Origin of the sequence: Enterococcus sp. DIV0756, from assembly GCF_051710745.1 — a bacterium.
Classification (GTDB): Bacteria; Bacillota; Bacilli; order Lactobacillales; family Enterococcaceae; genus Enterococcus_A.
On sequence record NZ_JBIOLF010000001.1, the window covers coordinates 1,070,339 to 1,082,814 of the forward strand.

The window sequence follows — 12,476 nt, forward strand, 5'->3', positions numbered from 1 at the left end:
TCTTTTTGAAAAAATGGTCTATGAAACCAGAGATCTATTCTGGCTTTGCCAGTCTGGAACGACTGCAGCAATTTGAAAAAGAGAACCTCTGCTTTGTATGTGATCCTTATTTAGCTGAATCGGATAGTCTAAAGCGAATTTTGGGTTATGTAAAACGAACCAATACCGTTGAGATTTATTCTGATATTATCCCCGATCCTCCGATCGAAACGGTCGTGGACGGAATCGAAAAGATGACTAAACACCAGCCAACTGTGGTGATCGCAGTTGGCGGGGGATCGGCGATTGATACAGCAAAGGCGATGCTTTTCTTTTACAAACGAACCACCGGTAATAAGGTCAAGCGATTTGTGGCGATCCCGACGACAAGTGGTACGGGTTCAGAAGTAACTAGCGCATCAGTGATTACCGATACGCAAAATAAAATAAAATATCCGATTTTCCATGAGGCGATTATTCCCCACGAGGCGATTTTGGATGCGAGTCTGGTTATGTCTAGTCCGCCGTCAGTCACCGCCTTTAGTGGACTGGACGTATTGACACATGCGCTTGAATCTTTGGCTTCTGTCAATCGGACCAACTACACAAATGCGTTGGCTGAAAAGGCGACAGAATTGGTTTTCCAATATTTACCTACGTGTGTGAATCAAGGGATGGAGCTAGATGCACGAATTCAAATGCATGAGGCATCCACTTTGGCTGGCTTGGCCTTTGATGCAGCAGGCTTAGGGGTGTGTCATGCGATTGCTCATCAAGTCGGTGCGAATTTCAAAGTTCCTCATGGCTTGGCGAATTCGATGTTGCTGCCGTATGTGATTTTGGCAAATAGCAAGGATAAAGAAACTAGAAAAAATTATGCGCGAATTTCTCGAAAACTAGGAATTTGTCCTCCGAGTTTACCCGATCATTTAGCGGTTTCCAATCTTTCTCAGGCCGTTCAGCAATTAGCTATCGAATGCAAGGCGCCGATTAAACTGAATAGCTTTGGGGTTCAAGAAGAAGCGGCATTATCAGTCGAAGATATTATCGCAAACAATGCATTAAATGATACGACCTTTAAAACGAATCCTATTCAGTTTTCAGTGGAGGAGATTAAAGCTATCTATCGAAATATTATAAAATAATCATCATACCTGACAATAATTTATCACTTTAATGAGCAGAAAACCGTTATAATTAGGATAGGTAAATTGTCGGGAGTCAGTCGCGAAAGTTAGGTTAGTTTTTTTGCAAAAGTACTTTAAAAAGAAGAAGGAGGTCTCATTATGAATAGTCCTGTATTTGGTGAATTTTTTGGTACGGTTGTTCTGATTCTTTTTGGTTCAGGTGTTGGGTGTTCGGTCAATTTGAAAGGTACCTTGGCGAAAGGTGTCGGAGCTAGCTGGTTGTACATTGCTATGGGTTGGGGTGTGGCAGTTATGCTAGGTGTTCTAAGTAGTGGACACTTTGGCTCTCCAGGTCATTTGAATCCAGCGGTAACGATTGGTTTTGCTGTTGCTGGTTCCTTCGAGTGGGGACAAGTAGCACCATTCATCTTAGCGCAAGTGGCGGGAGCATTTGTCGGCGCGTTAATCGCCGCGATCCACTTCTGGCCGCATTTCCAAAATACAACGGTTGAAGAAGGGAACAGCGTTGGAATTTTTGCTACCGGACCAGCAATTCCAAGCACAGCATTAAACTTAGTAAGTGAAATCATTGCTACTTGTTTCTTTGTATTAGCGATTCAATTAATGCCTGCGGATATTCCTCCTGGCTTACAACCATTGATGCTTGTGTTCGTCTTGATCGGAATTGGTCTATCACTTGGATCAACCACTGGTTATGCCATCAACCCTTGCCGTGACTTTGGTCCACGGTTGATGTATGCGTTGATGCCTATTCCAAATAAAGGGGACGCAAATTGGGGCTATGCATGGATTCCGATCGTTGGACCAATTATCGGTGCATGTATTGCGACGTTATTAGTGAAAGCTGTAGGATAATTTTTAAACAGACCATTGTGAATTCGCTGGCCTCTCAATGAAATGAGTGGTTGGCGATTTCCTTATATTAAGGGGGAAAAATATGGCGAAAAAAATCATGTCAATCAATGCCGGCAGTTCCTCATTGAAATTTCAAGTATTCGAAATGCCTGAGGAAACGCTGCTAGTAAAGGGCTTGTTTGAACGGATCGGATTAGATGAGGAGATGGGTTTTTCTTATTCATTGAAGGATACGAAAGTAAAAACGACAGTGAAAGGAAAAACGCATGAAGCGGCAATCAATTTTCTGTTGGAATTTTTAGTGGAAAGAAAGGTTTTATCAAGCTTGCAGGAGCTAACTGGTGTGGGCCATCGTGTCGCTCATGGCGGCGAAGATTTCAAAAAATCTAGTTTAGTCGATTCCGAGGCGTTACAAAAAATCAAGGAATTAGGAAAATTAGCACCTTTGCATAATCCTGTGAATGTGGTTGGTATTGAAGCCTTGCAAAAGGATTTGCCGGATTGTCCGCAAGTCGCTGTTTTTGACACCTCCTTTCATCAGACGATGGCGGCCAAAAATTATGTCTATCCATTGCCTTATCACTTTTATGAAGAGGATAGTGTTCGACGCTACGGATTTCATGGAACAAGTCATCAATTTGTAGCTTCCGAAGCAGCGAACGGTCTTGAGAAACCGTTGGAGTCCTTAAAGATTATTTCCTGTCATTTAGGAAATGGGGCAAGTATTTGCGGAATCAAGGACGGAAAATCGGTCATTACCTCCATGGGCTTTACACCTTTAGCGGGGTTAATGATGGGCACGCGCTGCGGTGATATTGATCCTTCGATCATTCCCTTTTTACAAAATGAGAAAAATCTTTCTGCTAGTGAGATGGACAAGCTGATGAATGCGGAATCTGGTTTCAAGGGGATCACAGGTTTCAGCAGCGATACGCGGGATATCATTAGTGAGGCTGAAAAAGGCAATGACAGAGCAAAGCTGGCGTTAGACATGTTTTGTGGTCGTGTGAAGCAAACGATTGGTGCCTACGCAGCAGAGCTTGATGGGGTGGATGTCTTGATCTTTACCGCTGGAATCGGGGAGAATTCCTCTGTTATTCGAGAAAGGGTCTGTGAGAACTTGACCTTTTTAGGCATTGAGCTGGATCAGCAATTGAATCAGCAAAATAACAGAAGAATCAGTACAGAAGCTTCCAAAGTTGAAGTATTAGTGGTGGAAACCAATGAAGAATTAATGATTGTCAGAGATACCTTTAATTTGATTTAAAAAATCGCCTTCCAATTCTTTTTTAGAATGGAAGGCGATTTTTATTATTGCAGTAAGCTATCAATTAATTCTGGACGGGGATTGGATAAGACGATTTTATTAATGAGCATGGCCTGATCCTGTGCCCCATTGGCACCAGCTTCAACGGCGGCTTTGACAGCAGCCACGTCACCGGTTAATACAACAAAGGATTTTCCGGCGATCCCTGTGCCCAGCTGAATGGCAATGAGTTCAACGTCTGCTGCTTTAACAGCGAAGTCAGCGGCGATGATGGAGCCAGTAGCTGAATAATATTCCAAGACCCCAACTGCATGAACGTTTTCTGGAACTTGTGCCATATTGATCGCGTGAATCACGGACTGATTGATCCGAGGAATCAGCAGCTCACCCACGACATAACGGCCACCCATCTCCACGCCGACTTCCATGGAGCGTTCAATCGCTGCGACCTGTCCGCAGATCATGATGTAGTATTTTCCAGGACAACTTGCCCGTGCCATAATCAAGGTTGCGTCTGCGGCTTTCAGCATATAGTCGACGACTTCAATTCCTTTAGCAATGCTGTTTAGTTCTAAAAAGCCAATTGTATCCATTAGTTTCATTCGTTGTCCCTTCTTTCAATCGTAATGTTAGCGGCAACCGCTGTTACAATACCATCAATGCTGGCATGAATATCCGCACCTAAGGCTTTTTCCGGTTTTCTGCCAATTAGTTCTCCAACGTTTACGTGATCCCCAACCTGTACGACTGGCTCGCAAGGAGCACCGATGTGCATTCTCAGCGGAATGTTCACCTGCTTCGCTTCATATTTCTGAAACTCTTCAATCGTGAAGTCAGCGTATTGCTTTAGACCATCCTTCAATAAGATTTTTACTGGCGGGACCAATTGGTATTCTCGCATAGGCGAAGGCGTCAGTGGACGTTCCTCTTTCTGATAGCGAATCCCTTTTTCCGCTAATCGCTGTTTGACGTATTTATTGACCTGCCTTGGCAAAAGGCCCATCGGACAGGCAATCGCTTCACAAATTCCACATTCGCAGCAAAGCAGCGCTTCTCTCCAAATCGGATCGTCATCAATATCCTCTGGGACATCCGTAATCGTCAGATGCCGCATTACACGGTGAGGATGGAGCGGATGCCCGATTTGATAACGAGGACAAAGCTCCGTGCACAAGCGACATTGAATACAGGAAGAACGCGCTTTATTGATCATTTGCGGGATTTCTTTTTCATGCAGCTCATAGAGAAATTCGCGCTTTTCCATAATAATGATTCCAGAGGTTGTTTTCGTAACGACTTGCTGTGAGAAGTCGTCCTTTGTTCCTGTTTTCCCCATCATCGGGCCACCATTGATGTACATGAAATCATCCAGCGTCGTGCCGCCAGCAAGGGCTAAGCAGTCATCAAAGGAGGTACCGATGGGCACTTCCAAGATTTTGGGATTGGTAACGGCACCAGTGATGGTTAGGAGTTTATGTGTGACATTTTTTCCATGTTGCGCCTGATAGATGTTTAACATGGTGGCAATGTTTGAGATGACACACCCAACCTCAATAGGAATACCTCCGGGCGGAACGGTTCGTCCGGTCACCTCATATACCATGATTTGCTCATCCCCGGCAGGGTAAAAGTTCTTCATTTTGAACACTGTAACAGGAACGCCTAACGCTTGAATGGCGTTTTCTAAGGCCGTGATCTCTTTTGTATAATAGGCCTTTGTGGCGATCACGATCTGTTTTGCCTCCAGCATCTCACCGACTGCCGCGATGGCTTCGACACATTCCTTCGCATAATTGTTCATCACATAATGATCGGTCTTTAGCAACGGCTCACATTCCGCGGCGTTGATAATGAAGTATTCGGCTTTCGTGTTGTATTTAACAGCAGTAGGGAAGCCCGCACCGCCGCAGCCGACAATACCAGCCGCAGTGATTTGATCCAATAGCATACTCGTTCCTCATTTCTTTAAGTTAAAATAAGAGCGTTTTCATTTATAAATAGATTCGTTAAGAAATCGTTACGGGTCGCACGAAGCAATTCGCAAACCGCTTCTGGTGTATCTAATTGCCGGCGATTTTTTAATAGCTTCTGTGCCAGCATCATGGAAAGACCTTTGGCTAAGAAGCTTTCTTGTTCACTAGAAAAATTATCAAAATCTGGAAACTCACCTAAATTGGCGATGCGATTAATATTCGCCATTGCTAAGTAACCAAGCGAGTCTTGGAGAATCTCTGTAAATTGCTTCTGTTGATTCCCCGGCAGATGATCAGAAAAATAAGTGAAATACGTTTTGTAGGTATCCTTGATTACTTGCAGTAGATACGCGCACATGGAGATATCACCTCTGATAGTGAAGGCCGCATATTGCGAAAGAATATTCGCTAAGAAATACCCGATATCATAGGAGAAGGGTCCGGTCATCGTGTATTCCATATCAATCACTTTAAAGGATGTCTGTGAAACAAAAACGTTGGAAGAGTGGAAATCGCCATGGATCAGACAGTCATCTTTGTTAGAGATATCTTCGATCAGGTTCTGCCAATCGTCTTTTACTGCAACATCCTGCAAGATTATTTCTAGAATGGCCAGTAGCGCTTCCTGATAAATGGTCATCGTGGGATGGCTTCTTAGCGGCGGCTTTAAAATGAAATCAGTGATAATCATGCGCATATCCGTATTTTTGAAATAGTTCGATAAAACCTGCCAATCGTTGTCAGATAACTTCATTTTTGAAGTCGCCACATGTGTACGTGCAAGATACTCACCGACCTGTTTACCTAATCGAGGAAACTGGTCTCCACGACAAAGGGCAAAACGTAAAACCGTTAAGTAAGAAAGATCCTCCATAATAAATAAATGAGCAGACGAATCGGCAAAATAGGTTTCAGGAACCATTTGTGGAGCAAGCCCTGCTCGTAATTGATACGTCATATATTCCAAATAATTGCGTTTAGGATCAATCGGTGCCAAAGAAATCCCACTGGAAATCGTCTTTTTTGAGTGCTTAGCAATATATTTTTTATGACCCTGCTTAAGGATATAGAGATAATTTAAATAGCCATCTACGTACTTATCCTTTTCATTAGAAAGAACAGTCACGAAGAGAGGACGTGTTTGATCAAAAAGGGTGGTACGCTGAAGCAAATAATCGGCAAGAGTGTGCTCACTAATCTCCATCATATTCCTCCTAACAATTGATACGATGGGGCTTTTCGTGCAGAGCGTTGTTTAAACAGTCTTCACAAAAATCCTATCCTAATATTCATTTTAGCGAATCACTTGGCGAAAATATATAATAAAAATATGCACTCCAACGCACTTCTGGAAAAAGCCTTTGAACACTTGGATTAAGGAAAAAAGAGACGAAAAGTGAGCAAAAAAATACAATAAAAAAACCGTTCTCGAAACGAAAACGGTTAGAGTACATACATAGATTCTTCAAAATCCTCCACGTAATAACGGAAGTTTTTTCTCCCTCGACGAACGATCGTGTGACCTTCCGCTTCGAGTTTTTCAATCTGAGCTTCAACACCGCCAGGGAATTTTGGATTGATCTCACCCTTATTTTTTAGGGTTCGCCAATAAGGAGTCAAATCGGTGTCGCGCTGTTCGCTCGCCCAAGCTGCGATGGAAATAAACGCGCCGGCCGTGATGGGCTCGGTAAAGTCGCCATCGTTTTGCTTCGCCAAATACTCTCTGATAGCACCAGTCGTGATAATTTTTCCATACGGGATTTTTTTCATGAGTGCATCGTAATCTAACGGTGGTGCAAAGTACATTTTTGTTCCGCCGTAACGCTTGATCGTTGCTTCATCCGTCACGATCTGCATTTTTGGCATCCCTTTATCTTCGTTTAACATTGCGTTGAAATCTTTTTGATCCTCATTTGCCATGAGGGCCACCTCCTAATTTCTGGCTATGGTAGTTATTACGCGCGCAATTCCTACCTTTAGTTTACCTAGTTTAAAATGAACCTGCAATGAGGCTGTTTATTTTTTATCAAAAAAAGTCGTCACATTTTTATCCAGTTTCTGGGTAGTGGAGACGATAAATAATTCTTCACTGGATGATCCAACCGCACAGATCAAAAGGATGACGCCAAAAGGCTTAATAGGAACAACTAGTAAGACAATAGGGGATAAAAAGAGCAATAGACCGGTTAATTTGTTCCCGTAGGTATGTAAACTGGTGAATTGATGGAAACGAAAAAATCCAATTGTATAGGAAATACAACGAATAAGGAGAACCAACAATGCGCCCCAAAGAAGAAAAGTGGGCAGCTTGATGGTTCCCACAACTTTTAGGATCACTACCACGAAAAAAATTAAATCTGCTATGCTGTCTAACAATGTACCAAAAGCGCTCGTCCACTTCATCTTGCGAGCCAGCCAACCATCTAAGATATCCGTGAGCCCAGCAAAAAAATATAACGGAAAAAAGAGATTGTTGGGAAGAATGAGCATGGCGAACGAAGCTAGAATACGAAAAATTGTTATAATGTTTGGAATATAATTCATGCGACAGCTCCTTACGGTAATATAACTTAACTTTATCACGTTCTTAGTTGGATTGACATCAAACTGAAATCAAACTGCAATGAATTTGTGCTATTTTTTAATAAAATAGGCATAGAGGAGGTTGACATGGCGACGACACTGATTATTGATCATCCGTGGAAGGGCAGCTTTAATCACGGAATCTTGAATAAATTGGTTACGGGCTTAGAACAGGATCAAAAACTTTTTCAGGTGATTGATCTAAACAAAGACGGGTTTAATCCAGTGATGTGTGAAGAAGAATTGGCTGGCTATCAAAGCGGGTCGGTACTAGATCCCTTAGTTTTGCATTATATGAGTTTATTACGCGAAACAACACAGCTGGTACTAATCTTTCCGATTTGGTGGTATAGTTCTCCAGCAAGTTTAAAGGGCTTTCTTGATAAGGTACTGTTAAATGAATTCGCTTTTTTCGATGGCGGGAATGGGATTCAGCCGCTTTTATCCGTTGATTCCGTCGTTGTCTTTACGACCTCAGATCAGCCAACAGAAGGTTTAGAGCAACGCTGTACCCGCAGCTACAAGCATCAGCTGACGACTACGTTACAAGATATCGGGATGCGTAATATTTCTTGGCATCATCTTGGATCGGTGAAATATTTGACGGATGAGGAACGAACAGCGTACTTGGAGTCGGTTTATGATAAACTCTAAAAAAGATTCGAAAGCCTTTTAAGCAAAAGGCTTTCGAATCTTTTTCTATTTAGTAGTCAATTCCGATAAGATCTTATCGATTTTCTTCAATTCATCCGAGCTAAAGTCTAAATGATTTAAAGCGTTTAAATTGTCCTCCAACTGACTCACTCGAGAAGCACCGATCAAGACACTGGTTACTGTTTCTTGCCGGAGATTCCACGCTAAGGCCATTTCAGCTAAGGTTTGTCCACGTTTTTCTGCTAAATCGTTCAATTGTCTAACGACATCCAGTGTCGCTTGGACATTTTCTTCTGTTAGAAACGGGCTGTCTGAACGATGGGCACGAGAATCAGCGGGAATGCCATGCAAATAACGATTGGTTAGCATCCCTTGAGCCAAAGGACTAAAGGTGATCGCGCCTACTCCTTCTTCTGCTAAAACATCGGTCAAGTCCTCTTCGATCCAATGGTCGAACATATTGTATCGCGGTTGATGAATGATAAAAGGTGTTCTTAGTTCTCGGAAAATCTTGCTGATTTCAGCTGTTTGTTCCGCGGAATAATTTGAAACCCCGACATATAAGGTTTTTCCCTGACGAACGAGCTGATCTAAAGCAAGAGCGGTTTCTTCTAATGGCGTATCTGGATCAGGACGATGTGAATAAAAAATATCGACGTAATCAAGTCCCATACGTTTCAGACTTTGTTCGCAGCTGGCGATGAGGTATTTTCGTGAGCCCCATTCACCATAAGGTCCCGGCCACATATAATAGCCGGCTTTTGACGAGATAATCAGCTCATCGCGATACGGCAGCAGGTCTTCTTTTAAGATCCGACCAAAATTAATCTCGGCAGAACCAGCAGGCGGACCGTAATTATTAGCCAAGTCAAAGTGGGTAATCCCATGATCAAAAGCCGCGTGAACGATCGCTCGCTGATTGTCTAAAGTGTCTACATCACCAAAATTGTGCCATAAGCCTAGAGAGATAGCAGGAAGTTTTAATCCAGATTTTCCTACTCGACGGTACAGCATGTTTTCATACCGGTGTTCATTTGCAAAATACATAGAAAACCTCCTAAATCGTTTTTGAAAACGCCTACTTTAATTATCTGCTTTTTCTGAAGAATGTAAAGGGAAAGGAATTTATGAGTGTGCTAGTTTTTTATTTATTTAAATTCAAGACGAAGTTTCATTTTTTTATTAGACAAATGATTTAAAATTTCATCAAATTCTCAAAAGTTTCTTTAAGTTTTCCCTCGAACGTCCGGGGTTGGTCTTGCGTCAGTTTCTTTTTATCGTTACACTGGCTAAGATACAAAAGAAAGATGAGGATTATTTTTTATGGAAAACGAAAAAGTAACACAGCCGAATAAAAGCGACTGGTTTTTACGCTTCATCAAAGGGATGTTCATCGGCTCTGGATTTATTTTACCAGGTGTCAGCGGTGGGGCGCTGGCGGCAGTATTTGGTATTTATGAACGAATTATTTCATTTTTAGCCCACATTACGAAGAACTTTAAAGAGAATGTACTGTTTTTTATTCCCGTAGGATTAGGCGGATTAGCAGGAGTGTTTGTGTTATCTTTTGCTGTCAGCTTTTTGCTTGGTGAGTTTGAGACAATCATGTTGTGGTTCTTTGTTGGTTGTATTATTGGAACGGTGCCAGCGTTATGGAAAGAAGCTGGGAAAAAGGGGCGGGATACGAAGGACCTGATTATTATTGCAGTTAGCTTTGTATTAGGCTTCTTGTTCTTATGGAAGGGCTCCAGTTTATTTGGAACGGTTGATCAAAACTTTGTTACGTGGATGATCGCCGGTGGATTGATCGGATTGGGGTTGATCGTCCCAGGCCTCAGTCCTTCAAACTTTTTAGTTTATATGGGCATGTATAAAGCCATGGCTGATGGTTTTAAGACGATTGATATGGGTGTGATTATCCCGATCGGAATTGGTGGTTTGGTGACTGTTTTAAGTTTATCCAAAGTGATGGATTGGGTGTTCAGTCGTTATTACGCACCGATGTATCATTTTATTTTGGGGATTGTTTTCGCTTCGACCGTCATGATTGTCCCGACAGATTATAGTGGAATCGGGCTCCTTGGATTCCTTGGTTGCGCGGTTTTATGTGTTTTAGGTGCCGCTCTTGGCTGGTGGATGAGTCGACTGGAAGAACGCTACGTTCCAGAAGATTAGAAAAAAATTTGACATTTGGGCTTGCATTTTTCATGAGAAGTCTTTAATATGGTGTTAAGCATTTGGAATAGTAATAAATTTTATCGGCAGCAGAGAGTTGATTCACCGTCTGAAAGATCAACACGTCCTCTGGAATTTATGAACCTACCAAAGTTGATTGCTGTGAAAGCAGCACGCGACTCTAGCGTTATTGGAGCTGAAAGTTGGGTCAACAAAGTTTTGGCCAAGCAAGGTGGTACCGCGAAATTATCCGTTTCGTCCTTACAATTTGTAGGGATGGAACGGTTTTTTTTATTTATATTTTAGGAGGAAGCATGGATGACTAATTTACAAAAAGAAGATTTTTCAAAATGGTATTTACAAACAATTCAAAAAGCGGATTTGATGGATTATTCACCAGTTCGTGGTTGTATCGTTTTTAAAGCCGATGGATATGAACTTTGGGAACATATTCAAGAAGACTTTAACAAATGGTTGAGAACACAAGATATTCGTAACGTCTACTTCCCAATGCTGATCCCTAAACATTTCTTAGAAAAAGAAGAAGAACACGTTGAAGGGTTTGCGCCAGAATTGCCATGGTTAACCAAAGTTGGCGATGAAGATTTGGAAGAGCCATATGCATTACGTCCGACTTCGGAAACATTGATCGGTGACGCATTTGCAAATTGGATCAACTCTTACCGTGATTTGCCTTATGAAATTAACCAATGGGCGAATGTTTTCCGCTGGGAGAAAAAGACGATGCCATTCTTACGGACGTCTGAATTCTTGTGGCAAGAAGGACATACGGCACATGAAACGGAAGAAGATGCACGTGAACGTACAATGAGCGCTTTGGAAGCTTATGCGACATTGATTGAAGATACACTTGCAATTCCAGTTTATCGCGGACAAAAAACACCGTCTGAACGTTTTGCCGGAGCTGTAGATACGTATTCTGTTGAGGCTATGATGCGTGACGGGAAAGCCGTCCAAGCAGGAACGTCTCATTACCTTGGCCAAAACTTTGCAGAAGCATTCGATATTAAATTCTTGAATCGTAACAATGAGCATGATTTTGTGTATACCACTTCATGGGGAATCTCAACCCGTTTACTTGGGTCATTGATCATGGTTCACGGAGACGAACAAGGCTTGGTATTACCGCCAAAAGTTGCGCCAACCCAAGTGATCTTGATCCCTGTTGGGCCTTGGCAAAAACAACCAGCAATCTTGGACCGTTTACACGAATTAAAAGCATCATTAGCTGAAAAAGGCTTACGTGTTCGTATCGACGAAACAGACAACACACCAGGCTTCAAGTTCAACGAATGGGAGCTGAAAGGTGCGCCACTACGAGTTGAATTCGGACCTCGTGACTTAGAAAACAACCAAGCAGTTATCAAAATGCGTGATCTAGATGAGAAGGAATCTGTTTCATTAGACGGCATTGAAGATTATATTGTAGAACAACTAGATGTGATGCAAAAACGTTTATTCGAAAGCGCGATGAAACGCTACGAAGAAAACGAACATACAGATATTGATACGCTTGATGAGTTAAAAGCGCATATTGAAAAATCAAAAGAAGCCGGCGAAACCCCAGGATTTGTCTTAATCGGATGGGACGGCACAGACGAAACAGAAGCTAAGATCAAAGAAGAAACTGGCTTCACGACACGAAACATTCCATTTAACCCGCCTGTTGAAAAAACAGTCGATATCGTTAGTGGAAAACCTGCGAAGCATACCGTTTGGATCGCTCGCGCATACTAATTTGAGGAAGTCCGCAACAGAATCACTTTTATATAAAATGAGTTTTTGCAATTACTGTTTAATCAATCAGCCACCAGTAAGCAG

General features: G+C 42.2%; 12 protein-coding genes. 6 read left to right on the forward strand and 6 right to left on the reverse strand.

Translation table 11 applies throughout. The features are described from left to right. Positions 1–5: 5 nt before the first annotated feature. From IGI44_RS05195 to IGI44_RS05205, 3 genes are all read left to right on the forward strand, one after another. Positions 6–1,124 (forward strand): 1-propanol dehydrogenase PduQ, encoded by a 1,119-nt coding sequence (locus tag IGI44_RS05195; protein WP_438786743.1) that lies wholly within the window; start codon positions 6–8, stop codon positions 1,122–1,124. A gap of 141 nt (positions 1,125–1,265) precedes the next feature. After that, positions 1,266–1,982: an MIP/aquaporin family protein gene (locus tag IGI44_RS05200; protein WP_438786744.1), complete on the forward strand. Its 717-nt coding sequence runs from the start codon at positions 1,266–1,268 to the stop codon at positions 1,980–1,982. Between the two features lie 82 nt (positions 1,983–2,064). Next, on the forward strand, positions 2,065–3,249 hold the full coding sequence (locus tag IGI44_RS05205) for an acetate/propionate family kinase (RefSeq protein WP_438786745.1): 1,185 nt from the start codon (positions 2,065–2,067) through the stop codon (positions 3,247–3,249). 44 nt (positions 3,250–3,293) lie between these two features. Here the strand turns inward: IGI44_RS05205 and IGI44_RS05210 are convergent, their stop codons facing one another. The 5 genes from IGI44_RS05210 to IGI44_RS05230 all read right to left on the reverse strand — a co-directional run bounded on the left by IGI44_RS05210 (position 3,294) and on the right by IGI44_RS05230 (position 7,766). After that, complete coding sequence (locus tag IGI44_RS05210) at positions 3,294–3,851, reverse strand: BMC domain-containing protein (protein ID WP_438786746.1); 558 nt, start codon at positions 3,849–3,851, stop codon at positions 3,294–3,296. Continuing rightward, positions 3,848–5,197: a 4Fe-4S dicluster domain-containing protein gene (locus IGI44_RS05215; protein WP_438786747.1), complete on the reverse strand. Its 1,350-nt coding sequence runs from the start codon at positions 5,195–5,197 to the stop codon at positions 3,848–3,850. Before IGI44_RS05215 ends, IGI44_RS05210 begins: the two co-directional genes overlap by 4 nt. 17 nt (positions 5,198–5,214) lie before the next feature. Then, positions 5,215–6,426, reverse strand: coding sequence for a phosphotransferase (locus tag IGI44_RS05220; protein WP_438786748.1), 1,212 nt, complete (start codon positions 6,424–6,426; stop codon positions 5,215–5,217). A 239-nt stretch (positions 6,427–6,665) separates the two neighbouring features. Beyond that, positions 6,666–7,142: an MGMT family protein gene (locus tag IGI44_RS05225; RefSeq protein WP_438786749.1), complete on the reverse strand. Its 477-nt coding sequence runs from the start codon at positions 7,140–7,142 to the stop codon at positions 6,666–6,668. 96 nt (positions 7,143–7,238) lie between these two features. After that, positions 7,239–7,766, reverse strand: coding sequence for a CDP-alcohol phosphatidyltransferase family protein (locus IGI44_RS05230; protein ID WP_438786750.1), 528 nt, complete (start codon positions 7,764–7,766; stop codon positions 7,239–7,241). A gap of 126 nt (positions 7,767–7,892) precedes the next feature. Here IGI44_RS05230 and IGI44_RS05235 point away from each other — a divergent pair, with 126 nt between their 5' ends. Next, entirely contained in the window at positions 7,893–8,459 is a 567-nt protein-coding gene (locus tag IGI44_RS05235; protein WP_438786751.1) for an NAD(P)H-dependent oxidoreductase, read from the forward strand. 45 nt (positions 8,460–8,504) lie between these two features. On the opposite strand, the gene mgrA is transcribed toward IGI44_RS05235, so the two are convergent. Then, positions 8,505–9,506, reverse strand: a complete 1,002-nt coding sequence (gene mgrA, locus IGI44_RS05240) for an L-glyceraldehyde 3-phosphate reductase (protein WP_438786752.1) — start codon at positions 9,504–9,506, stop codon at positions 8,505–8,507. A 276-nt stretch (positions 9,507–9,782) separates the two neighbouring features. Between mgrA and IGI44_RS05245 the strand changes: the two genes are divergently transcribed. Next, positions 9,783–10,634, forward strand: coding sequence for a DUF368 domain-containing protein (locus IGI44_RS05245; RefSeq protein WP_438786753.1), 852 nt, complete (start codon positions 9,783–9,785; stop codon positions 10,632–10,634). Positions 10,635–10,952: 318 nt separating this feature from the next. Next, complete coding sequence (proS, locus tag IGI44_RS05250; protein WP_438786754.1) at positions 10,953–12,392, forward strand: proline--tRNA ligase; 1,440 nt, start codon at positions 10,953–10,955, stop codon at positions 12,390–12,392. The last annotated feature ends 84 nt before the right edge of the window (positions 12,393–12,476 follow it).

Excerpts from the sequence above, each read along its gene's own strand:
- IGI44_RS05200 (WP_438786744.1), top strand. The coding sequence starts at position 1,266 with ATGAATAGTCCTGTATTTGGTGAATTTTTTGGTACGGTTGTTCTGATT.
- IGI44_RS05205 (WP_438786745.1), top strand. The coding sequence starts at position 2,065 with ATGGCGAAAAAAATCATGTCAATCAATGCCGGCAGTTCCTCATTGAAA.
- IGI44_RS05210 (WP_438786746.1), bottom strand. The coding sequence starts at position 3,851 with ATGAAACTAATGGATACAATTGGCTTTTTAGAACTAAACAGCATTGCT.
- IGI44_RS05215 (WP_438786747.1), bottom strand. The coding sequence starts at position 5,197 with ATGCTATTGGATCAAATCACTGCGGCTGGTATTGTCGGCTGCGGCGGT.
- IGI44_RS05220 (WP_438786748.1), bottom strand. The coding sequence starts at position 6,426 with ATGGAGATTAGTGAGCACACTCTTGCCGATTATTTGCTTCAGCGTACC.
- IGI44_RS05225 (WP_438786749.1), bottom strand. The coding sequence starts at position 7,142 with ATGGCAAATGAGGATCAAAAAGATTTCAACGCAATGTTAAACGAAGAT.
- IGI44_RS05230 (WP_438786750.1), bottom strand. The coding sequence starts at position 7,766 with ATGAATTATATTCCAAACATTATAACAATTTTTCGTATTCTAGCTTCG.
- IGI44_RS05235 (WP_438786751.1), top strand. The coding sequence starts at position 7,893 with ATGGCGACGACACTGATTATTGATCATCCGTGGAAGGGCAGCTTTAAT.
- mgrA (WP_438786752.1), bottom strand. The coding sequence starts at position 9,506 with ATGTATTTTGCAAATGAACACCGGTATGAAAACATGCTGTACCGTCGA.
- IGI44_RS05245 (WP_438786753.1), top strand. The coding sequence starts at position 9,783 with ATGGAAAACGAAAAAGTAACACAGCCGAATAAAAGCGACTGGTTTTTA.
- proS (WP_438786754.1), top strand. The coding sequence starts at position 10,953 with ATGACTAATTTACAAAAAGAAGATTTTTCAAAATGGTATTTACAAACA.